Raw genomic sequence first — 21,605 nt, 5'->3', positions numbered from 1 at the left:
TCTCCTCGTCGGGTGGCCATCGACTGCTTCGTCAGTGGGCCATTATGCGCCGAATGCGTGACAAAGCCATGTGCGGGCGCACATCGCGCAGCGCATGACGCAACCCGTGCAACTTTCAGACATCACCGTGGCTCGAACGCGTGCCGCCCGCGGCAGGTGTCTCCCGCGCGGGCGGAGGCCGTATCAGGTCAGCGCTCGTCGCTCCACAGCTTGCCGGCGGTCGCCCAGTTCTCCTTCTTCACGTCGGTGAGGATGATGTCGACCGAGCCCGGCTCGCAGCCGAGCGTTTCGCACGTGACGCGCGTGATCGCTTCGACGAATTGGCGCTTCTGTTCGACGGTGCGGCCCTCGAACAGCTGGATATTGAAAGTCGGCATGCGGGTTTCTCCTGTCAGGTCAGAACAATTCAATTGCGATACGAAGGGTCGATGCGGTCGAGGCGGCGCAGCAGCGCGGGCCATTCGAGCTCGCCCTCGATCGCGCCGCCGTCGCGCAGCTGCTCGGCGGTGCGCGCGGCGACCGCCGCGTCGGGCAGCACGAGCGGCCCGCCGCCCGCCTGCGCGCGCACCTGGATGTCGCACGCCTTGATCAGCGTATCCATCAGCACGTAGGCTTCGGCGACCGTGCGGCCAACCGTCAGCGTGCCGTGGTTGCGCAGCAGCATCGCGGATTTCGCGCCGAGGCTCGCGGTCAGCCGCGCGCCTTCGGCGGGCGAGAACGCGAGCGCCTCGTAGTCGTGATACGCGAGATCGCCGTAAAAGCGCAGCGCATGCTGCGATGCGGGCAGCAGCCCGTCGCGCTGGATCGACACCGCGATGCCTGGCGTATTGTGCAGGTGCATCACACAGACCGCGTCGGGCCGCGCCGCATGCACGGCCGCGTGCAGCGCGAAGCCGGTCACGTTGACCGCATGGTCGCTGTCGCCGATCCGGTTGCCGGCCAGGTCGATCTTCACGAGGTTCGACGCGCACACTTCGTCGAACGTGAGTCCGAACGGGTTGATCAGGAAATGGCCGGGCTCGCCGGGCACGGTTGCGGACAGGTGCGTGTAGATCAGGTCGTCCCAGCCGTTCAGCGCGACGAGCCGGTACGCGGCGGCGAGATTGACGCGCAGCCGGCGTTCGGCGTCCGAGATCGGGCCGCCGGGCTTTACGGCGTCAGGACGGTGAGCGAATGACGACATCGGCATCTCCCAGGATGTGGCGGCGCGTTACCCGGACGGTGAGCCACGACGCGAGCACGAATGGTGCGGTGAGGACGGTGACGCCCGCGCGCATCGCGAGCCACTGCAGCAGCCCGGCAAGGACCGCGCCCGCGACGGCGGCGCGCGCGCCGCGCGGCATCAGCGCGAGCGCGGTGAGCGCGCCGTTGAAGCCGAGCAGGCCGTCGGCGCAGGTCGCGGCATTCGCGCCGAGCGCGAGCAGCAGCGCGGTCGACACGAGCGCGCCGCCGAGCGCGAATGCGGCCGCGCGGCGCGATGCGGCAGCCAGCCCGGCGACGAGCAGCGCGCCCGCCCACGCGCCTTGCGCGAACGTGGTCTGCGCGATGCCCGCGAGCAGCGCCGGTCCGAACGCGGCGAATGACAGTGGCACATGCAGCGGCACCTCGGCGGCGCCCGCATGCTGCATTGCGACAAACGGCAGCCACAGCGCGGTGACGGCGAGGCACGGGCTCGAATACGGACACTGGCGCCACTTCTCGAGCGGCCGGCGCATCGCGCGCTGCACGAGCGCCGCGCCGATCGCGGCGAGCGGGGCGAGCGCGACGGCCGCGCTCGGCTGCGGCGCGAACGTGACGGCCGCCAGCGCGGCGAGCGCACCGTTGAAGCCATGCAACCCGAGTTCGACGTCGCGGCGTGCGGCGCCCGTCAGCACGGCGGTCATGTTGGCGGCCGCTGCGCCGAGCAGCGCCGCGCACGCGAGGCGCGCGTCGGTCAGCGCGAGCGCGGCGAGCAGCAGCGCGCCTGTCAGCGCGTTCGCCTGCAGCACGATCTGGCCGATGCTGCGCAGCAGGATGCGCAGGTCGATCGTGGGCGAGGCGGACGGGGTGGCGGACATGACGGCGGTGGAGCAGGACGAGCCGCGAGCATAGGGCAGATCGGCGTGCACCGGAATAGGGAATTCTGGATACCGGGAATTTGTGCGAGGATGCGTCGCATCGGGGATCGGACGAGGAGGCGGAACGATGCGTGAAGTGCGTTGGGCGTCGCTCGAGGGCGACGGGATCGAACATCTGGCGTTCGATCGCAGCGACGGCGGGATCGTCGTCGAAAGCGCCGTGGTCGGCCAGCGCTATGGCCGGGGTTACGGACTCGCCTACCGGCTCGTCTGCGACGCGCAGTGGCGCGCGACCTACGCGGCGCTCAAGGTGATGGGCGGCGGCACGCTCGAGCTGCATGGCGACGGTCAAGGCCATTGGCACGACGCGTCGGGGCGATCGCTGCCGGCGCTCGACGGCTGCATCGACATCGACATCGCGGCGACGCCGTTTACGAACGCGCTGCCGATCGGCCGCCTCGGGCTCGCGCGCGGCGAGCGTCAGCCGATCGACGTCGTCTATGTCTCGACGCCCGACCTGACGGCCACCGCGGTCAAGCAGGCGTACGCGTGCATCGAGCCGGGCCGGCGCTACCGCTACGAAGGGATCTTCCGGAACTTCACCGCCGAGATGGACATCGACGACGACGGCCTCGTGATCGACTACGAGACGCTGTTCAGGCGCTTGCCGGCGATCCGCTGAACGATCCGCCCGGCGGGCGCCGCCGGCTTCTTCTCGTGCGCGGCGGCGAAGCGGTCGATTCGCGACGCGATCAGGTCGGGGTTGCGCAGCACGATCCAGTGCGCGCCGTCGATTTCCTCGCGCACGTGCTCGCCGAGCCAGCGGTCGAGGCCGGCCGACATCGCCGGCGTCACATAGCGGTCGCGCACCGGCACGAGGATCTGCACCGGTGCTTGCGCATGGCGCTCGCGCGGCTGCCGGGCGCGCGCGACGAAGTTCGCGCGGTACAGGTTCATCCCGTAAAGCGCGTTCTTCAGCTGCGCGGGGTCGGGTTCGGGGCGGATCTTCTCGGTGAGCTGCAGCCAGCGCGGCCACAACGCGGCGCCGCCGAGCCGCCACACCAGCGACGGCACGAGCGGCAGGTGGAAGAACGCGATGTACCACGACTTCAGGCTCTGCTTGAGCCGCAGCTTCGCGCGGAACACGTGGTCGAGGCACGGCCCCGAGATCGACGTGTACGACGCGATGCGCCCGCGGAACGCCGGGTCGGTCGCCGCTTCCCAGCACTGGATCGAGCCCCAGTCGTGGCCGACGAGGTGGAACGGCCGGTCGCCGCAGGTCGCGTCCGCGACGGCCTTCAGGTCCTCCGCGAGCCGCGCGAGCGCGTAATCCGCACGGCGGCGCGGCGCATCGGACGCACCCGCGCCGCGCACGTCGTATGCGATCACGCGGTAGCGTTTCGCGAGCCGCGCGCGGACCGGCTCCCAGACCGTCGCCGAATCCGGGTAGCCGTGCACGAGGATCACGGGCGGCGCACGGCGCGAGCCGCTCACGTAGACGGCGAGCTTCACGTCGCCGGATTTGACGGTCAGCATCTCGCTTGTGCGCGCCATCGCGTCATGCCTGCGGGACCGGATGCAGCGGCACGCGGCGCGGCGCGGCCTGCGCGGCGTAGCGCGCGTTGGTCGCGTCGATGTTCGCGAGCAGCGTGTCGAGCCCTTGCAGGTACTGGTGGTTGTCGTGGTCCCACGGATGGAAGCCCGGCCGGAAATAGTCGAGCCATTCTCTCGCGATGCTCGGGAATACGCCATGCTTCGGGCTGTACAGGTATTTCACGAGACGCCACATGCCGCCGAACTTGCCGTGACGGCGCCGGTGCGCGGACATCAGGCGCAGGTGGAAATCGAGCACGATCGCCCAGAACATGACGGTCGTCGTCAGCATCGTGCCGGTGCGCAGCAGGTAGCTGCCGAGGCCCGGCTTCATCACCGCGTTCCACACGTCGTAGGACACCGCCTTGTGCTCGGTCTCTTCCATCGCGTGCCACATCCACATCTGCTGATAGCCCTCGACGGAGCCGTCGATCCGGTGCTCGTGGCCCGACAGCAGCTGGTTCGCGAGGATCGCCGTGTAGTGCTCGAGCGCGATCGTGATCGCGAGCTGCATCGAATGCGGCAGCACCTTCTTGAACCAGCCGAGGATCGTCCACAGGCGCTTGTCGAGCTTGTGCGCCGGCAGGCCCGATGCCTGCAGCAGGTCGTTGTACTCGATATGCTCGCGCGTGTGCATCGCCTCCTGGCCGATGAAGCCCATCACCTGCTTCTTCAGCTCGGGGTCCTCGATGCGGTCGCGGTAGTTCCGCACCGAGTCCATGAAGAACCGCTCGCCGGCCGGGAACAGCAGCGACAGCGCGTTCATGAAGTGCGTGACCGGCACGCCCTGCACGTGCCAGTCGCGTGCGTGTTCAGGGGGCAGCGCGAAACGGATGTCGCGCCGCACGGGCATCATCTGCGGTGTCGTCATGATTGTTCTCCTCCCTGCTTGCCTGCATTGTTGTACGTTGCGTGGACCGGCGCGGGCGCGTTGCGCGCTGCGCGGCGGCGTGCCTTCGCGGCCTCGTGCTTCGTTGCGAGCACAACCAGTGACTGGTAGGCGGCAGGCAGGATCCGCGCGAGCCAGTCCGCGCCGCGCGCGTCGCGGCCGATCAGCACGCGGCGCTTGTCCTTGCGCACACCGGCGAGGATCGTGCGCGCGGCATCGTCGGCGGTCGTGATGAAGAACTTCTCGAACGTGTCCTTGCCTTGCTGTTCGCTCTCGACCATGAAGCCGACCATGTTCTTCGATACGCGGCTCGACTGTGCGATGTTCGTGCGGATGCCGCCCGGGTGCACACAGGTGGCCGACACGCCGCACTTCATCATGTCGAGCTCCTGGCGCAGCGACTCGGTGAAGCCGCGCACCGCGTACTTGGTCGCGTTGTAGCCGCTCATGCCCGGCTGCGCGAAGATCCCGAAGATGCTCGACGTGTTGATCACGTGGCCGTCGCCGGACGCCTTCAGGTGCGGCAGGAATGCCTTCGTGCCGTGCACGACGCCCCAGAAGTTGATGTTCACGATCCACTCGAGGTCGCTGTATTCCATGCCTTCGATCGTGCTCGACAGCGCGACGCCCGCGTTGTTGAAGATCAGGTTGACCTTGCCGTGTTCCTTCGCGGTGTCGTCGGCCCACGCGAACATCGCTTCGCGGTCGCCGACGTCCAGCACGCGCGTCGTCACGCGCACGTTCGGCGCGATCGCGCGCACGATGCGCTCGGTTTCGGCGAGGCCGATTGCGTTCTTGTCGGCAAGCGACACGTGACAGCCGGCCTGCGCAAGCTGCAGCGCGAGCGAGCGGCCCATGCCCGAGCCTGCGCCGGTGATCGCGGCGACCTTGTTGGCGAAATCTCTCATGTCGGTTGGCTCCTGTTCGGGTCTCAGGCCGCTTCGGCGGAAGCGGCGGGGGCGGGCGCGGCGAGCGGCCGCGCGGCCGTGTCGTGTTGCGGCGCGCGGTACGCGTGGTAATCGGCCATCGAGAAACGGGCCGTCGCCTGCCGGAAGCGCCACGTGAAGCCCGGCCACAGCGTCGTGTTCTTGCCGGTGCGCGGGTCGAGATACCAGCTCTTGCAGCCGCCCGTCGACCAGATCGCCTTCTTGAGCTTGCCCTGCAGGTCGTGGTTGAACTGCGCCTCGACGAGCGGGCGCACTTCGATCGCGTCGGCGCGCTCGCGGTGCATCGCCTGCAGCGCGCCGAGGATGTATTCGATCTGCGACTCGATCATGAACACCATCGAGTTGTGGCCGAGGCCGGTGTTCGGGCCGACGATCATGAAGAAGTTCGGGTAGCCGGGCAGCGTCGTGCCCAGATACGCGTGCGCGCCGTCGCGCCACGCATCGACGATGTCGAGGCCGCCGCGGCCGATGATCGCGCCGCGCGGATACGGATCGGCGACCTGGAAGCCCGTGCCATAGATCAGGCAGTCGACTTCGTGGCGCTTGCCGTCGGACGTGACGACGGCGTTTTCGTCGATGCGGTCGATGCCGGTCGTGACGACGTCGACGTTCTTGCGCGATAGCGCCGGGTAGTAGTCGTTCGAGATCAGCACGCGCTTGCAGCCGAGCGTGTAGTTCGGCGTCACGGCGGCGCGCAGCGCCGGATCGGGGATCTGCTTGCGGATGTGTCGCAGCGCGAGCTTCTGCACGTTCTTCATCAGCGACGGATGGATCGCGAAGCCGAGCACGCGCGATTCGAGCGTCCAGTAGATCCCGCTCCTCACGACCTTCTGCGTGAACGGCAGTGCGCGGAACAGCCACTGCTCGAGCTTCGTCAGGTTGCGGTCCGGCTTCGGCATGATCCACGGCGGCGTGCGCTGGAACAGCGCGAGCTGCTTCACGCGCGGCGCGATCTGAGGGACGAACTGGATCGCGCTCGCACCGGTGCCGATCACCGCGACGCGCTTGCCGTCGAGCGGATAGCCGTGGTCCCACTGCTGCGAGTGGAACGCACGGCCCTTGAAGGTCTCGACGCCCGGAATCGCGGGCAGCGCCGCGCGCGACAGCCCGCCCATCCCGGACACCAGCACGCGCGCGGACAGCCGCTTGCCGTTCGCGAACGTCAGGCGCCAGCGCTGCGCGGCCTCGTCGTACTCGGCGCGCTGCAGTTCGTGGTTCAGCCGCAGGTGCGAGCCGATCCCGAAGCGCTGCACGCAGTCTTCCAGATACGCGCGGATTTCCGGCTGCGGCGCGAACATGCGCGTCCAGCGCGGGTTCGGCGCGAACGAGAACGAGTAGACGTGCGATTGCACGTCGCATGCACACCCGGGGTAATGATTGTCGCGCCACGTGCCGCCGACCGACGCCGCCTTCTCGAGGACGACGAAGTCGGTCGCGCCGGTCTGCCGCAGGCGAATGGCCATGCCGAGGCCGGCGAAGCCGGTGCCGATGATGGCGATGTCGGTCGATGCGTCCGGGCCGTCGTGACCAGGGGGGCCGAAAGGCAAGGTGCGAGCATTCATCCGGGTGTCTCCGTTATGGCTCATTTCTGAATGTTACATTGTGTGATGTAACGATAGTGGGTGAGCCTGGAAACCGCAAGAGGCTAGACGGGGGACTCTAAGAGCCGGACGCCTTGTGGGAAAAGGCGGAGACGGGTTTGGAACGGTGTGGCGGCAGGGTGGCCGCCGGGCGGGCGAGGCCCGCCGAGCACGGTTCGGCGGGGATGAGGCAGACCGCCGGCATGCGGCGGTCTGTTTGAAATCGAATCAGGGCCGGACCGAGCGTGCGGTTGTCTCATGGAAAACCCCGGCGACGATCGTCACCTGCGCGAGCGCGTACAGCGCCCAGATCAGGTAGTCGATGCCGGGAAAGCCGCCGAGGAAGCGGCCGACGCCGATCAGCGTGTCGGAGCCGACGAAGACCAGGCTGCCGATCGCGACGAGCGGGCCGCGGGTGCGCGCGGCGAGCGCGAAGCTCGCCATCGCGCACAGCACGAGCATATAGACGGCGACCGGCACGGCGAGCTCGCCGAGATGCGGGAAGAACGCTGCGTAAAAGCCGGGTGCCGAGAGCCACAGTGCGATCAGCGCGGCGACGCGCCAGCCGTGCGGCCGCGCGCGCCAGCGCATGAAGATCGCGCAATAGGCGAGATGCGTGAGCAGGAAGGCGCCGAGGCCGCCGACGAACGACAGCGGCCAGCCGGGCAGCGCGAGCAGCACGTCGCCGAGCACGGCGGTCGCGAGCGCCGCGCATAACCACCTGCGTTCGCGCGCCGCGCCGCAGGCGCTGCCCACGGCGAGCAGCAGTACGCCCATCGCGGCTTTCGCGGCGGCCTGGCCCGGATAGGGCGCGGCGGCGAGCGACAGCCCGTACAGCAGCGCGGCGGCGACGGCGAGCGGCCAGAGCCGGCGGTAGGTGGCGGGAAGCGTGGCGGTCAAGGCGGGGTGTCTCCGGAAGATTGTTGTCGGCGGCGCGCTTGCGGGGGCGCGGCTGCCGGCCATTATCCGGAAGAACGGCGCGGCGAGAACCGGCGAATCCTTCTAGGAAATGCGGCGCGTGTGCTGCGTCGCGATCGGCTCGTTCCCGTGTGCTGCAACGGCGCTCCGGAGCACCCGCGCATATGCGGATGCATTGCGCGATCCGCACCGAATCTTCGCCTCTTTGCGCTTTGCCCCGGCTGAACCGGGGCATATGCCGAAATTCGGCTTGCTATCATCGGCGCGGGACACCTTCTCCCGCCCGGCTGTGCTACAGGGTTCGCCAGCCAGCGCGACGGTCACGACCGCCGGTCGTGATGCGCGTCCGAAATGAATCCGTGCCGTTCCGATCCGCCGACGACCGACCAACGGCAAGGCGAGACCGGCTTCCAGAAAACAGGTTCGACATGACCGAACTTCTCCACGGCGACGGCGCGATCCGTCGCACGTCCCCGTACGGCGCCTCGATCGAAAACACCTATGCCGGCGTGCTGTCGTTCATGCGGCGCAATTACACGCGCACGCTCGACGGCGTCGACGTCGCGATCTCGGGCGTGCCGCTCGATCTCGCGACGACCTACCGTTCGGGCGCACGGCTCGGCCCCGCGGCGGTCCGCGCGGCGAGCGTGCAGCTCGCGGAACTGCATCCGTATCCGTGGGGCTTCAACCCGTTCGACGAGCTGGCGGCGATCGACTACGGCGACTGCTGGCTCGACGCGCACAACCCGCTGACGATCAAGCCGGCGATCGTCGAGCATGCGCGCACGATTCTGCGCTCGGGCGCGAAGATGCTGACGTTCGGCGGCGACCACTACATCACGTACCCGCTGCTCGTCGCGCATGCGGAGCGTTACGGCAAGCCGCTGTCGCTGATCCATTTCGACGCGCATTGCGACACCTGGGCCGACGACGAGCCGGACAGCCTGAATCACGGCACGATGTTCTACAAGGCGGTGAAGGAAGGGCTGATCGATCCGGCGACGTCCGTGCAGATCGGCATCCGCACGTGGAACGACGACTTTCTCGGGATCGAGCGGCTCGATGCCGCGTGGGTGCACGAGCATGGCCCGCGTGCGGCGGTCGAGCGGATCGTCGGGATAGTCGGCACGCGGCCCGCGTACCTGACGTTCGACATCGACTGCCTCGATCCCGCGTTCGCGCCCGGCACGGGCACGCCGGTCGCAGGCGGGCTGTCGTCCGCGCAGGCGCTCGCGATCGTGCGCGCGTTAGGCGCGGTCAACCTGATCGGCGCGGACGTCGTCGAAGTCGCGCCCGCGTACGACCACGCGGACATCACCGCGATCGCGGCCGCGCATATCGCGTGCGACCTGCTGTGTCTGTGGCGGCAGAAGAAGGTCGCGGGGACATTCCGCTGAGCGGCGGCGCTTACTTCGCCGCGAGCGCGCTCGATGCGTGCCGGTCGGTCCACGCGTTGTCGCCGACGGTGAGCTTTTGCGGGATCAGCTTCGCGCCGTAGAACGCATCGGCAACCCCTTGCTGGGCTGCGACGATCCGGTCGTCGATCGGCATCGCGCCATACGGCGCGCGCCTGACCCAGGTCTCGACGACCGGCTGGCGAAGGCCGACCTTCGGCGCGATCAGCGCGGCCGTGTCGGCCGGATGCTGGTTGACCCACTGGCCCGTCACGCGTGCCTGCTGCAGGATCGCGCCGACGACTTCCGGATGGCGCTGCGCGAAATCGCGCGTCGCCTCGTAGAAGCTGTTCGTCGGCGCGAGCCCCGTGTAATCGGACAGCGTGCGGATCTTCAGCGTATCCTGCGCGGCCGCGTAATACGGATCCCAGACCGCCCACGCATCGACGTTGCCGCTCTCGAACGCGGCGCGCGCGTCGGCGGGCGGCAGGTAGACCGGACGGATCTCGTCGTAGCGCACGCCGGCTTTCTGCAGCGCGGTGAGCAGCAGGTAGTTCGCGCTCGAACCTTTCTGCAGCGCGACCTTCTTGCCGCGCAGGTCGGCGACCGTGCGGATCGGCGAATCGGCTCTGACGAACAGCGCTTCGCTGTGCGGCGCAGGCGGCTCCGCGCCGACATACACGAAGCGCACGCCGCCGGCCTGCGCGAACACGGGCGGCGGCGCGCCGGTCGAGCCGAAGTCGACGCTGTTCGCGTTCAGCGCTTCGAGCAGTTGCGGACCGGCGGGGAATTCGAACCACTGCACGCTGTAGCCGAGCGGCTTCAGCCGCGTCTCGAGAGCGCCTTGCGCCTTGATGACGGCAAGCAGGCCGGCCTTCTGGTAGCCGATGCGCACGACCTGGTCGGTGCTGCCCTGCGCGAACGCGGACGCGGCGGACAGCGCGACGAGCGCCGCCGCGGCGCGGGGAATCCAGCGGGTGAAACGAATCATCGAACGGGCTCCATGCGAAACGTCTTCGGGCGAGCGGCGGCACCGCCGCTCGGTTGGAAGAATCGTCGCATGGGCATGTGCGCCCGCAAACGAAGCAATGCCGATATGAATATGACCGCGCCGGACCTATGCTTTGTCGCGGTCGCCGGCCGCGTCCGACGGACCGGACTGGCGCGCGGCTTCGTCGCTGAGCTGCTTGTCGAGGATCGTCGCGACGCGGCCGCCGAGGTAGGCGCTCGCCGCGGCTTCGAGCGCGCGGTTCGTCTCGCCTTCGACGAACACGGCCGCGAGCGGACGCAGGCGCCAGATCGCGTCGACGAGCGCGGGCACGTCGGTCGGCGGCGGCAGCGTGCCTTCGTCGTAGCGATCGAGCCGCTTGACGACGAGGTCGACGAGCAGCCGCGCGATCGCGTCGAAGTGCGGGCGTGCGAGGCTGATCACGTCGAGCAGCTCGCGCGGCGGAATGCCTTCCTTCGTCATCGCGGCCGCCGCCTCGAGCAGCGCGGGGCTCTTCGCGACGAACGACAGGCCGCGCCGTTCGAGCAGGCCGAGCTCGGTCACGCGCGACAGCTGCGTGGCCGTCTGCGGGCCGAACATCTGCGCGAGCTGGGCGAGCGAATAGGTCTTCGGCAGTTCGTGCGACCAGCGGCCGCCGATCGCGTTTTCCAGGCCGAGGATCGAACGCAGGTCGTGGCCCTCGTCGATCGCCATGATCAGGTCCTGGATGTTCGACAGCGTGTAGCCGCGCGCGAGCAGGTGGTTGATCAGCTTCAGGCGGGCGACGTGCGTGTCGTCGTAGATGCCGACGCGGCCACGCTTCTCGGGCGGCGCGAGCAGGCCGCGATCCTGGTACGCGCGGACGTTGCGCACGGTCGTGTCGGACACGCGCGCGAGCTCGTCGACCGTGTACTCGTTGCGGGCGGTGTCCGCAGCGGCCTCGTCAGGTGTGGTGTGAGTCGGTTTTGGCATGCGGCCATTCTAGCGCGACGCGGCAGGCGCGGGCGAGGCGGGGAGCGTGCGCGCGCCGTCGCCGAGCGGGCGCTGCAGCAGCGCGGTGTCGATCCAGCGGCCGTGCTTGAAGCCGACCGCTTTCAAGATGCCGATCGGCTCGAAGCCGAACGCGCGATGCAGCGACGTCGAACCGCCCGTGCCGCCGCCGGCGATCACCGCGATCATCTGCCGCCACGGGCCGGCCTCGCAGCGCGCGATCAGGGCCGCGAGCAGCGCGCGGCCGGTCCCGCGCCCGCGCTGCGCGTCGTCGATGTAGATGGAGTCCTCGACCGTGTGGCGGTACGCGCTGCGCGTACGGTACGGCGTCGCGTACGCGTAGCCGGCGACGCGCCCGACGCATTCCGCGACCAGGTACGGCAGCCCGTCGCGCAGCACGGCGGCGCGGCGCGCGCACAGTTCGGCGACGTCGGGCGGCGTTTCCTCGAACGACGCGACGCTGTGGCGGACGTGATGCGCGTAGATCGCGTGGATGGCGTCGAGGTCGGCGTCGGTCGAGTCGCGGACGATGCAGGCGGCTGGCGTGGCGGACATGGTGACGGGGCGGCAGCGTGGCGATTCAGGGGAACCGCTACTATGCGGGCGATTGCCGGGCCCGTAAAGCGGCGGCCGCGCGTCCGGCGTCGCGGTGTCGCGCTGTTCAGTTCGGCGGCCGTTTCTTCTGCGTGTCGCGCGGCAACTCGTTGAAGCGGGCGAAATAGTAGGCGGAAAAACGCCCGTGGTGCCCGAAGCCGAACGTCAGCGCCGTATCGGTGATGCTGGCCATCGGGTCGGTCAGCAACTGCACGCGGGCGGCGTCCAGCCGGATGTTGCGCAGCAGCTCCATCGGGGTCGCGCCATGGTAGCGGCGACACAGCACGTTCAGCGTCCGAAAGCTGACGCCGGCCGCCCTGGCCAGATCTTCGAGCGAGATCGGCGCACAGAGCCGCGCGTCGATGAATTCGAGCAGCGCGTCCATTTGCCGGATGCCGCCCCGCGCGCCGAATTCGGCCGGCACGCTGCGCGATTCCGGCGCCGCGCCGGCATGCGTCGCGGCGGGCGGCGGGCGATGCACGAGCAGGAACAGCGCGAGGCTTCGTTCGAAGTGGTCGCGCCACTCGGCCCGGATGCCGCCGTCGTCGGCTACGGCGACGACATTGAGCAGCGACTGCGCGATCAGATCCCATTGGGACGCCAGCGCCCTCGGCAGCAGGAATCCCGGCGCGAGGCCGGGCGCCGCGTCGTCGGGCGGGCGGCCGGAGACCACCCGCATCAGCGAATCGGGCACCTTGACGATCAGTTGCCGTGTGCCGGGCCGCCAGCGGAGGCGGATGTGCGCCTTGGGCGCCAGCACGGCGGTGCGTCCTTCGGACACGTCCATCACGTGCCCGTCGCACTCTATTTCGGCGCCGCCCGCGAGCGACGTGTGGACGAGCGAAAAGCCGTCGAACGGGCGCGGCGTGACCTCGACTTCGGCGCCGTACTGCAATGCGTAGACGGTCAGGTGATTCAGCTGCCCCTTGAAAAGCGCCGCGTCGGGCACGCCCCGCTTCCAGCGCAGCGCATGATCGGCCAGCTCCACGGAGACCTGCTCGTGCGCATCCATGCGCAAGCGGGATCGGAACAGGCAATTCCGATACAGCGCGGACAGCACTTCCGCGTTGGGGGTGAGGGGCATGGCGTCTCCTGTGTGGCGTTTCCGTGCTGCGCATCCCGCTGGCCGCGGATGCGCGTCGTGCCACATGGGTCTCTCTTGGGTCTAGATCTCCCGAACGGATGATATTGATCTTTGTCAGGTTTGTGTAAAGTCTCGCAAGAATCGGATAGTCCTCGTTCCCGCCAACGCAAAATCCGGACAGCGCGCGGAAAAAGCGGATCAAATTCGCGAGCCGCGTGCAAATTCCGGATAGTGAAAATCATTGTGGCTTCCTACACTGCGCCGGTGTCTGGACGAAAATCGTTTCGCGACAATGTTTCGTACAACTACGAAAGTAATGTGCCGAAGGCGTCGCTGACGCCGCACGTTGAAACGGCGCGACCGACGGGCGGTGTCGCTCAGCTTGGCGGCGAGCGGCGGATGCCTGCTGCTTCGCACGGGCATCGCGCGACGGTTGCCGCCGGCCCTGAATCCCATCTGAAAAAAGGAAGGAAGTTCCATGCGTCAAATCAACCTGCAGGCGCTGTCGGACGACGCGCGGCTGGGCCCGCTGCACGGCGTCGTGCTGTTCTGGTGCGCGCTGATCATCGTGTTCGACGGCTACGACCTGGCGGTGGCCGGCATCGCGCTGCCGGCGATCATGAAGGAGATGGGCGTCAATCCCGCGCAGGCCGGCTTCATGGTCAGCTCGGCGCTGTTCGGCATGATGTTCGGCAACATCGTGTTCGGGACTGTCGCCGACCGGATCGGGCGCCGCTGGGCCATCGCGGCCTGCCTGACGCTGTTCAGCGTCTTTACCGCGGCGGCCGGACTGGCGCCGACGCCCGCGCTGTTCGTTGCGGCCCGCTTCCTGGCGGGCATCGGCATCGGCGGCGTGATGCCGAACGTGATCGCCCAGATGACCGAGTACGCGCCGCGGCGCGTGCGCAGCACGCTGGTGACGCTGATGTTCAGCGGCTATTCGGTCGGCGGCATGCTGGCGGCCGTGATGGGCAAGGGGATGATCGAGGCGTACGGATGGCAGTCCGTGTTCGTCGCCGCGGGCGCGCCGGTGCTGCTCGTCCCGCTGCTTGTGAAATGGATGCCGGAATCGCTTCCGTTCCTGATCCGGCGGGGCAGGACGGACGAGCTCGCACGCATCGCGCGCCGGCTCGATCCGGCGTACCAGCATCAACCTGGCGACTGCTTCGTCGTCCCGCGCGAGGACAAGGCGGGCAACGCACCGGTTCGCCAACTGTTCGACGACGGTCGCGGCTTCAGCACGGTCATGTTCTGGATCGCCTGCTTCATGTGCCTGTTCATGGTGTATGCGCTGAGCTCGTGGCTGACCCGGCTGATGGCGGGTGCGGGCTACAGCCTCGGCTCCGCGTTGACGTTCGTGCTGGTATTGAACGCCGGTGCGATGGTCGGCGCGATCGGCGGCGGCTGGCTGGCCGATCGCTTTCCGATCAAGACGGTGCTCGTGTCGATGTACCTGCTCGCCGCGGTGTCGATCACGCTGCTCGGCTACAAGGTGCCGACCGCGCTGCTGTTCGTGCTGGTCGGTCTCGCCGGCGCGTCGACCATCGGCACGCAGATCGTCAACTGCGCGTATGCGGGGCAGTTCTATCCGATGGCGATCCGCTCGACCGGCGTCGGCTGGACGCTGGGCGTCGGCCGCAGCGGCGCGATCCTGGCGCCGATCGTCATCGGCGCGCTGGTGGGCATCGATCTGCCGCTGGAGCAGAACTTCATGGCGATCGGACTGCCCGCGCTGGCGGCGGCCGTCGCGGTTGGCCTGATCGATCATCGCCGCTCGGCTTCGCATCAAGGCTGTCCGGCTTCCGGCGGCGAGCGGCAGGTGTCGCCCGCCCGGCAGTCGTGAGTGGTGCATCGGCAGGGCGCCGGCGCGCGGCCGGCGGCCGATCGCGCGCGGCGACGCAGCGTCGTTCGTCTGACGGGAACAAGTCAGTCATGCATATCGATTCGGGGGCGTTGAAGGCGATGGTGAAGGGGAACGCGCTCGCATTGGCGCTGATGGCGGCAGCGGGCATCGCGCATGCACAAGGCAGTGTGACGCTGTACGGCGTCGTCGATACCGGCGTTTCGTACTACAACCATGCGGCGAAGGGCGGATCGGCGATCGGCATGCCGCATCTGACCGGCGAATTGCCGTCGCGGTGGGGCATGAGAGGCGCCGAAGACGTTGGCGGCGGCTACCGGGTGTTCTTCGTGCTGGAGAACGGCTTCCAGCCCGGCACGGGCGGGTTCAATTACGGCGGGCGGCTGTTCGGCCGGCAGGCGAACGTGGGCCTGAGCAGCGATGTCGGAACGCTCACGCTCGGCAGGCAAATGAACATGACGACCTATGCGCTGGCAAACGCCGACGTGATCGGGCCGTCCATTCATTCGCCGAGCAACTTCGACGCGTACCTGCCGAATGCACGCAGCGACAACGCGATCGGCTACCTGGGCAAGTTCCGCGGATTCACGATCGGCGGCACCTACAGCTTCGGTCGCGACGCCGCCGGGCCGGCCGGGCCGGCGGCCACCGGCTGCGCGGGGCAGGTGCCGGGCAATCCGCTCGCGTGCCGGCAGTACACGGTGCTGGTCGCATACGACGCGACGCGCTTCGGCGTCGCGGCATCCTGCGACGTGAAGCGCGGCGGGGCCGGCGCATCGGCGCCGCTCGACAGCAGCGCCTATACGAGCACGCACACCGTCGTCGACGGATACGCGGAGATGGGGCGCGCGAAGGTCGGCGCAGGGTGGATACGGAACAACGTCGCGGCGGCCACCCATTTGCAGACCGACATCTTCTTCGCCGGCGTTACCTATACGCTGACGCCGGCGGTCTCGCTCGACGCGCAAGGCACGCGCTATCTGCAACGCGGGCCGGCGCGCAACGCGGACGCGAACGCGACCTTGCTGGTCGCGCGTGCCAACCATCTGTTGTCCAAGCGGACGCGCGTCTACACGTCGGTCGGCTACATGCTGAACAGTGCGACGGCCGCCAAGGCGGTCGCTGCCGGCGGAACGGTCGACGTGGGGCGGAATCAGCTCGGGGTCATGGCCGGTCTGCAGCAGCGGTTCTGACGGGGCCGCGGCATCAGAGCCGTCCGTCCGCCGCGCGCACCGCGTCCGCGATCGCGTCCGCGACGCGCTGGACGCGCGGCGACCGGCGCACGTCGGGGTGCACGACGAGCCAGATCTCGCGCTCGATGTCGCAGCGCGGCGCGGAGGTCAGTTCGACGAGCGGCGCCGTCACGGAAGCGGTCGCCGGATCGTCGACGAGAAACCGCGGCAGCAGCGCGACGCCCGCGCCGGCCAGGCACGCGCGATGCAGCGCGGCAAGGTCGTTCGCGACGAACGCGAAGCGGCGTCTGGCCGCGAAGCGTTCGAGCCATTGCTGCTGCGGCGTTTGCGCCAGCGCGTCGTCGTAGCCGATGAACGGCCAGGTGTCGGGCGGCGCGGCCGCCCATTCGGGTGTCGCGCACAGCGCGAAGCGCATCGTGCCGAGTCGGCGCGCGGCGAGCCCCGGTTCGCTCGGCCGCGACAGGCGCACCGCCAGATCGGCTTCGCGCGCGAACAGGTTGGCCGCGTGCATCTCGCCCATCAGGTCGATCCGCAGCGCCGGCCACGCGCGCTGTGCGCGGGCGAGACGCGGCGCGAGGAAGTGGCTGGCGAACACCGGCGACGCCGACACGCGCACGACACCGTCGAGCGCTGCCGCCCCCAGTGCGGCGCGCGCGAACGCATGGGCGTCGCCTTCGAGGCGCGCTGCATGTTCGGCAAGGTGCAGCCCCTCGTCGGTCGGCGGCCAGCCGCGCGGCAGCCGGTCGAACAAGCGGATGCCGAGCGCGGTTTCCAGTGCGTCGATGCGCCGCGCGACAGTCGAATGCTGGACCTGCAGCGACCGCGCGGCCGCCGACAGGCTGCCGCCGCGCATCACCGCGAGGAAGTAGCGGATGTCGTCCCAGCTCATCTCCGGCGCGGCGGCCGCCGCATCATCTGTCGAATTTTGCACAGTAGTTGATCGCTGATCGTGAATTCCGATCGATTATGCACGATGGGATCATCGTGTCACTTCATTCGATCGCGAGGAACACCATGACCCTGAATGCCACGGCCGCCTATCAGATCGGCCTCGACCGCTACGGTGACGCCGGTGTGCTGCGCCGCCTCGACGCGCCCGTGACGCCGCCCGGCGCGGGCGAAGTGCGGATCCGCCAGACCGCCGTCGGCGTGAATTTCGTCGACATCTATTTCCGGACCGGCGCGCACGCGCTGCCGGCGCTGCCCGGTGCGCTGGGCGTCGAGGCGGCCGGCGTGATCGACGCGGTCGGCCCGGGCGTGACGGGGCTGGAACCCGGCCAGCGCGTTGCGTACGCGGGAATGCCGGCCGGCAGCTATGCGAACCTGCGCACGCTGCCCGCCGAACGGGTGTTGCCGATTCCCGACGGCCTGACCGACGAGGCGGCCGCGGCCGGGCTGCTGAAAGGGATCACCGCGTACATGCTGCTGCATCGCGTGCGCTCGGTGCGCGCCGGCGACACGCTGCTCGTCCACGCGGCGGCAGGCGGTGTCGGGCTGCTGGTCACGCAGTGGGCGAGCGCGCTCGGCGCGCGGGTGATCGGCACGGTCGGGTCCGCGGCCAAGGGCGCGCTGGTGCGTGCGCACGGCGCGGAGGCGGTCGTCGCCTATCGAGATGACGATTTCGTCGCGGCCGCGCGCGCGTTCGGCGGCGGCGCGGGCGTCGACTATGCGATCGACGGGATCGGCGGCGATGTGCTGACGCGCACGCTCGGCGCGGTCAAGCCGTTCGGGATGGTCGCGAGCATCGGACAGGTCGCGGCGGTCGGCGCGCGCCACACGATCGACCTCGACGAACTCGGGCCGGCGCGCTCGATCGCGCTGGCGCGGCCGAGCGTGCTCGGTTTCATCGCGCGGGACGTCGACGGCTACCGCGAAGCCGCGCGCGTGACGCTCGACCGGCTGGCGGACGGGATGCACGTGGAGATCGGCGCGCGGCTGCCGCTCGGGCAGGCGGCCGATGCGCACCGGCTGCTGGAGTCGCGGGCGACGACGGGGGCGGTGGTGCTGGTGCCGTGATCTGAAGGGCGGCCTGCGGACGGAGTCGACCGCTATGGGACGGGGCGGCGCTCCGGATCCGGAGGGAAACGGCGAGAACCGGCAAGAACGGGCCGACCGAGCCGCCGCCCGCCGGCGCCGTCATGCGCGCTTGCGCAGCGGTGCATCCTCGACGAACCACGCGAGCACGAACGCGATCGCGATCACCGTCGCCGCAGACAGATACACGACGTGCAGCGACCCCGCGAACGCATGCAGATACGCATCGCGCACCGCGTCCGGCAAATGGTGCACGGTGGCCGGGCCGAGCGACGGCGGCAGTTCGGTGCCGGCCGGCAGCGCATTCGTCAGCCGCAACTGCAGCCCGTTCGAGAACAGCGCGCCGAACGCGGCGACGCCGAGCGAGCCGCCGATCGAGCGGAACAGCGTGACGCCCGACGTTGCGACGCCCATGTGGCGGAAGTCGATCGTGTTCTGCACCGCGAGCACGAGCACCGGCATCACCATCCCGAGCCCGATGCCGAGCAGCGCCATGTAGCCGTACATCGTGTCGAGCGGCGTGTCGAGCGACAGCGTGGACAGCAGCGCCATCGCGACGCCGCCGACCAGCGTCCCCGCGATCGGGAACAGGCGATACTTGCCGAGCCGCGAGATCAGGCGGCCGCTCACGACCGACATCACGAGCATCCCGCCCATCATCGGCAGCAGCTGCATGCCGGCCTGCGACGGCGTCGAGCCCTTCACGACCTGCAGGTACAGCGGAATGAACGTGACCGAGCCGAACAGCGCGATGCCGACGACGAAGCCGATCAGGCTGCACAGCACGAACGTGCGGTGGCGGAACAGTTCGAGCGGCATGATCGGCTCCGCGGCGAGCCGCTCCTCGTAGACGAAGCCGCCGATCGCGACGAGGCCGAGCACGAGCGTCATCCAGAGCTGCGGCGACGACCACGGCAGCAGCGAGCCGCCTTCGCTCGTGAACAGGATGATGCAGGTGAGGGCGGTCGCAAGGAACGCGGCGCCCATGTAATCGATCCGGTGCTTCACGTGCGCGGTGTGCGGCTTGAACGCGATACCGATCACCGCGAGCGCGACGAAGCCGAGCGGCAGGTTGATGTAGAAGATCCAGTGCCACGACAGGTGCTCGACCAGGAAGCCGCCGAGCAGCGGCCCGATGATCGTCGCGAGGCCGTACACGCCGCCGAACATCCCCTGGTAGCGGCCGCGCTCGTCGGGCGGGATCAGGTCGCCGATCGCGGCCATCGTGATGACCATCAGGCCGCCGCCGCCGAGCCCCTGCAGCGCACGCAGCAGGATCAATTGCGTCATGTCCTGCGCGAGGCCGCACAGGACCGAACCGGCGAGGAACAGCACGATGGCCGCCTGCAGCACGATCTTGCGGCCGTACAGGTCGCCGAGCTTGCCGTAGAGCGGCAGCACGACGGTGGACGACAGCAGGTAGGCGGTCACGACCCACGACAGCTGGTCGAGCCCGCCGAGCTCGCCGACGATCGTCGGCAGCGCGGTGGACACGATCGTCTGGTCGAGCGCGGACAGCAGCATTACGAGCAGCAGCGCGGCGATGATCAGCCCGACGGGGGCGTCGCGGCGCACGGTGTCCGGGGTTGGCGGGTGCGTAAGGGTCTCGGTTGACATGGCTGATATCTGCCGTGGCAGTGAATTGTTCGAGAATATAGAGCGATAAAGTTGCCTGGTCAATTTCTGCCTGTTCCTAAATTGTTGCAGCCGTAACAGGACGTTGGCCCGCCCGTCGGGTTCACCGGCCGGACGGGCCGAAACTTGACCTGCATCAGGGAAGGAAATGGCGCCAGACTCAAGTTTTCTGCAGGCAAACCGTAATCCCGGATGCCGTGCGCCGATCGCCGCGGCGTTTCTTACCGCACATGTGCCGACATGAACCTGAATGCCCTGTTTTCCCGTTTCTCGATCCGGACCCGGATCTTCTCCACGCTCGGCCTCGTCGCGGGCCTGCTCGTCGTATCGGGGCTGATCGGCCTCGCCGGCATGCAGCGCTCGAACCGCGCGCTCGAAGAGGCCTGCAAGCAGCAACTGGCCGCAAAGACCGCGCTCGCCGCGACGAGCCTGAACCTGACGATCGTGCGCACGACGCTCGACCGCGCGATGCTGCATCCCGAGTCGTCCGACGTCGCGGATGTCGTGACGAAGGCGGAGGGCTACCTCGCGAAGGCGGACGCCGCATGGCGCGTCTACGCGGCGATGCCGCACGACGGCGACGAGAGCGCGCTTGCCGACCGGATGGACGCCGCGCGCCAGGCGCTGATCGGCCAGGCGCTGAAACCGATGATCGACGCTGTCCGCGGCGGCCATCGCGACGACGCCGACCGGCTGCTGATGACGGTCGCGCCGCCGCTGTCGGTCGCGCTCACGCAAGCGACCAACGCGCTCGACGATTTCCAGGCGGCGCGCGGCAAGGACGTCTACGACACCGCGCAGACCTATTACAACTGGCTGCGCGTAGGCGCGGTCGCCGGCATCGCGTTCGGCCTCGCCGCATGCCTCGGCTGCGCGATCGGCCTGCACTTCGCGATTACGCAGCCGCTCGCGCGGCTGCTCACGCATTTCCGGCGGCTGTCCGACGGTGACCTGACGTCCGAGGTGCGCTGGTCGTCGCGCGACGAAATGGCTGAGCTGGTCAACGGCGTGACGGGGATGCAGCGCAGCCTTGCCGACACCGTGCGCCAGGTCACGCACGGCTCGGAGGCGATCGTCACCGCGACGCACCAGATCGCGGCCGGCAATACCGACCTGTCGCAGCGCACCGAGGAGCAGGCAGCGGCGCTCCAGCAGACGGCCGCGAGCATGGAGCAGCTCACCGCGACGGTGAAGCAGAACGCCGATCATGCGGTCGAGGCGCAGGCCTGCGCGGACAGCGCGTCCGACATCGCGACGAAGGGCGCGACGGTCGTCAGCGAGGTGATCGGCACGATGAACGAGATCGACCAGAGTTCGCAGAAGGTCGCCGACATCATCGGCACGATCGAAGGCATCGCGTTCCAGACCAACATCCTCGCGCTGAACGCGGCGGTCGAGGCGGCGCGCGCCGGCGAGCAGGGCCGCGGCTTCGCGGTGGTCGCGGGCGAAGTGCGGACGCTCGCGCAGCGCTCGGCATCGGCGGCGAAGGAGATCCGCACGCTGATCGGCGAATCGGTCGAGCGCGTCGCGAACGGCTCGCGGCTCGTCGGCGTCGCCGGCACGACGATGCAGGACATCCAGCAGGCGATCGCACGCGTGACGAGCATCATGACCGAGATCGCGGCGGCGTCGAACGAGCAGCGCGACGGCATCGAGCAGGTGAACCGCGCGGTGTCGCAGATGGATCAGGTGTCGCAGCAGAACGCGGCGCTCGTCGAAGAGGCGGCCGCTGCGGCCGCGTCGCTCGAGGAGCAGGCCGACGGGCTGCGCCGCGCAGTGGGTGCGTTCCGCGTCGCCTGACGCGGGCGCGGACGCAGACCAGGGAATCGGCGCGCGCCGACCGGCGCA

20 protein-coding genes are annotated in these 21,605 nt (G+C 69.1%); 6 read left to right on the top strand and 14 right to left on the bottom strand.

The genetic code is table 11. From position 1 onward, the window contains the following. Positions 1 to 188: 188 nt before the first annotated feature. From ACV229_RS11040 to ACV229_RS11030, 3 genes are read right to left on the bottom strand one after another with little or no spacing between them, the layout of a single operon-like run. Complete coding sequence (locus ACV229_RS11040) at positions 189 to 377, bottom strand: 4-oxalocrotonate tautomerase (protein WP_448074526.1); 189 nt, start codon at positions 375 to 377, stop codon at positions 189 to 191. A gap of 29 nt (positions 378 to 406) precedes the next feature. Then, a complete protein-coding gene (locus ACV229_RS11035; RefSeq protein ID WP_448083162.1) occupies positions 407 to 1,183 on the bottom strand; it encodes a class II aldolase/adducin family protein in 777 nt (258 codons plus the stop codon). Then, positions 1,158 to 2,057 (bottom strand): urea transporter, encoded by a 900-nt coding sequence (locus ACV229_RS11030; RefSeq protein ID WP_448083161.1) that lies wholly within the window; start codon positions 2,055 to 2,057, stop codon positions 1,158 to 1,160. The genes ACV229_RS11035 and ACV229_RS11030 overlap by 26 nt, the downstream gene beginning before the upstream one ends. Before the next feature lie 127 nt (positions 2,058 to 2,184). Between ACV229_RS11030 and ACV229_RS11025 the strand changes: the two genes are divergently transcribed. Then, positions 2,185 to 2,739, top strand: a complete 555-nt coding sequence (locus tag ACV229_RS11025; RefSeq protein WP_448083160.1) for a putative glycolipid-binding domain-containing protein — start codon at positions 2,185 to 2,187, stop codon at positions 2,737 to 2,739. Here the strand turns inward: ACV229_RS11025 and ACV229_RS11020 are convergent. From ACV229_RS11020 to ACV229_RS11000, 5 genes are all read right to left on the bottom strand, one after another. Next, positions 2,700 to 3,611, bottom strand: coding sequence for an alpha/beta fold hydrolase (locus tag ACV229_RS11020; RefSeq protein WP_448083159.1), 912 nt, complete (start codon positions 3,609 to 3,611; stop codon positions 2,700 to 2,702). The two genes, ACV229_RS11025 and ACV229_RS11020, sit on opposite strands and share 40 nt — an antisense overlap. A 4-nt stretch (positions 3,612 to 3,615) precedes the next feature. Next, the gene (locus tag ACV229_RS11015) at positions 3,616 to 4,521 is read right to left on the bottom strand and encodes a metal-dependent hydrolase (protein ID WP_448083158.1); all 906 of its coding nucleotides are present in this window, start codon (positions 4,519 to 4,521) and stop codon (positions 3,616 to 3,618) included. After that, positions 4,518 to 5,447 (bottom strand): SDR family NAD(P)-dependent oxidoreductase, encoded by a 930-nt coding sequence (locus ACV229_RS11010; RefSeq protein WP_448083157.1) that lies wholly within the window; start codon positions 5,445 to 5,447, stop codon positions 4,518 to 4,520. Before ACV229_RS11010 ends, ACV229_RS11015 begins: the two co-directional genes overlap by 4 nt. A 23-nt stretch (positions 5,448 to 5,470) precedes the next feature. Beyond that, positions 5,471 to 7,048 (bottom strand): flavin-containing monooxygenase, encoded by a 1,578-nt coding sequence (locus tag ACV229_RS11005; protein ID WP_448083156.1) that lies wholly within the window; start codon positions 7,046 to 7,048, stop codon positions 5,471 to 5,473. A gap of 246 nt (positions 7,049 to 7,294) precedes the next feature. Further along, positions 7,295 to 7,966 carry a lysoplasmalogenase gene (locus ACV229_RS11000; RefSeq protein WP_448083155.1) on the bottom strand — a complete coding sequence of 224 codons (672 nt, stop codon included), beginning with the start codon at positions 7,964 to 7,966 and terminating at the stop codon, positions 7,295 to 7,297. A gap of 446 nt (positions 7,967 to 8,412) precedes the next feature. On the opposite strand from ACV229_RS11000, the gene speB reads away from it, so the two are divergent. Continuing rightward, positions 8,413 to 9,381 (top strand): agmatinase, encoded by a 969-nt coding sequence (gene speB / locus ACV229_RS10995; RefSeq protein ID WP_448083154.1) that lies wholly within the window; start codon positions 8,413 to 8,415, stop codon positions 9,379 to 9,381. Between the two features lie 10 nt (positions 9,382 to 9,391). On the opposite strand, the gene ACV229_RS10990 is transcribed toward speB, so the two are convergent. From ACV229_RS10990 to ACV229_RS10975, 4 genes are all read right to left on the bottom strand, one after another. Beyond that, on the bottom strand, positions 9,392 to 10,369 hold the full coding sequence (locus ACV229_RS10990) for a sulfonate ABC transporter substrate-binding protein (RefSeq protein ID WP_448083153.1): 978 nt from the start codon (positions 10,367 to 10,369) through the stop codon (positions 9,392 to 9,394). Positions 10,370 to 10,495: 126 nt separating this feature from the next. Next, positions 10,496 to 11,338, bottom strand: a complete 843-nt coding sequence (locus ACV229_RS10985; protein ID WP_448083152.1) for a MerR family transcriptional regulator — start codon at positions 11,336 to 11,338, stop codon at positions 10,496 to 10,498. A gap of 9 nt (positions 11,339 to 11,347) precedes the next feature. Next, entirely contained in the window at positions 11,348 to 11,911 is a 564-nt protein-coding gene (locus ACV229_RS10980; RefSeq protein WP_448083151.1) for an N-acetyltransferase family protein, read from the bottom strand. Positions 11,912 to 12,017: 106 nt separating this feature from the next. Further along, positions 12,018 to 13,034: an AraC family transcriptional regulator gene (locus ACV229_RS10975; protein ID WP_448083150.1), complete on the bottom strand. Its 1,017-nt coding sequence runs from the start codon at positions 13,032 to 13,034 to the stop codon at positions 12,018 to 12,020. A gap of 478 nt (positions 13,035 to 13,512) precedes the next feature. Here ACV229_RS10975 and ACV229_RS10970 point away from each other — a divergent pair, with 478 nt between their 5' ends. Beyond that, the gene (locus ACV229_RS10970; RefSeq protein ID WP_448083149.1) at positions 13,513 to 14,877 is read left to right on the top strand and encodes an MFS transporter; all 1,365 of its coding nucleotides are present in this window, start codon (positions 13,513 to 13,515) and stop codon (positions 14,875 to 14,877) included. A gap of 119 nt (positions 14,878 to 14,996) precedes the next feature. Then, positions 14,997 to 16,088: a porin gene (locus tag ACV229_RS10965; RefSeq protein ID WP_448083275.1), complete on the top strand. Its 1,092-nt coding sequence runs from the start codon at positions 14,997 to 14,999 to the stop codon at positions 16,086 to 16,088. 13 nt (positions 16,089 to 16,101) lie between these two features. Here ACV229_RS10965 and ACV229_RS10960 read toward each other — a convergent pair whose 3' ends face one another. Further along, entirely contained in the window at positions 16,102 to 16,977 is an 876-nt protein-coding gene (locus ACV229_RS10960) for a LysR family transcriptional regulator (RefSeq protein ID WP_448083148.1), read from the bottom strand. Between the two features lie 125 nt (positions 16,978 to 17,102). Between ACV229_RS10960 and ACV229_RS10955 the strand changes: the two genes are divergently transcribed. After that, entirely contained in the window at positions 17,103 to 18,104 is a 1,002-nt protein-coding gene (locus ACV229_RS10955; protein ID WP_448083147.1) for a quinone oxidoreductase family protein, read from the top strand. A gap of 120 nt (positions 18,105 to 18,224) precedes the next feature. On the opposite strand, the gene ACV229_RS10950 is transcribed toward ACV229_RS10955, so the two are convergent. Beyond that, a complete protein-coding gene (locus ACV229_RS10950; protein WP_448083146.1) occupies positions 18,225 to 19,739 on the bottom strand; it encodes an MDR family MFS transporter in 1,515 nt (504 codons plus the stop codon). 258 nt (positions 19,740 to 19,997) lie between these two features. Here ACV229_RS10950 and ACV229_RS10945 point away from each other — a divergent pair, with 258 nt between their 5' ends. Continuing rightward, positions 19,998 to 21,557, top strand: a complete 1,560-nt coding sequence (locus ACV229_RS10945) for a methyl-accepting chemotaxis protein (protein WP_448083145.1) — start codon at positions 19,998 to 20,000, stop codon at positions 21,555 to 21,557. The last annotated feature ends 48 nt before the right edge of the window (positions 21,558 to 21,605 follow it).

The sequence above is a fragment of the Burkholderia sp. MR1-5-21 genome (assembly GCF_053427715.1).
The sequence above is the reverse complement of the archived record's forward strand: the minus strand, read 5'-3'. Positions and strand labels throughout refer to the sequence as shown.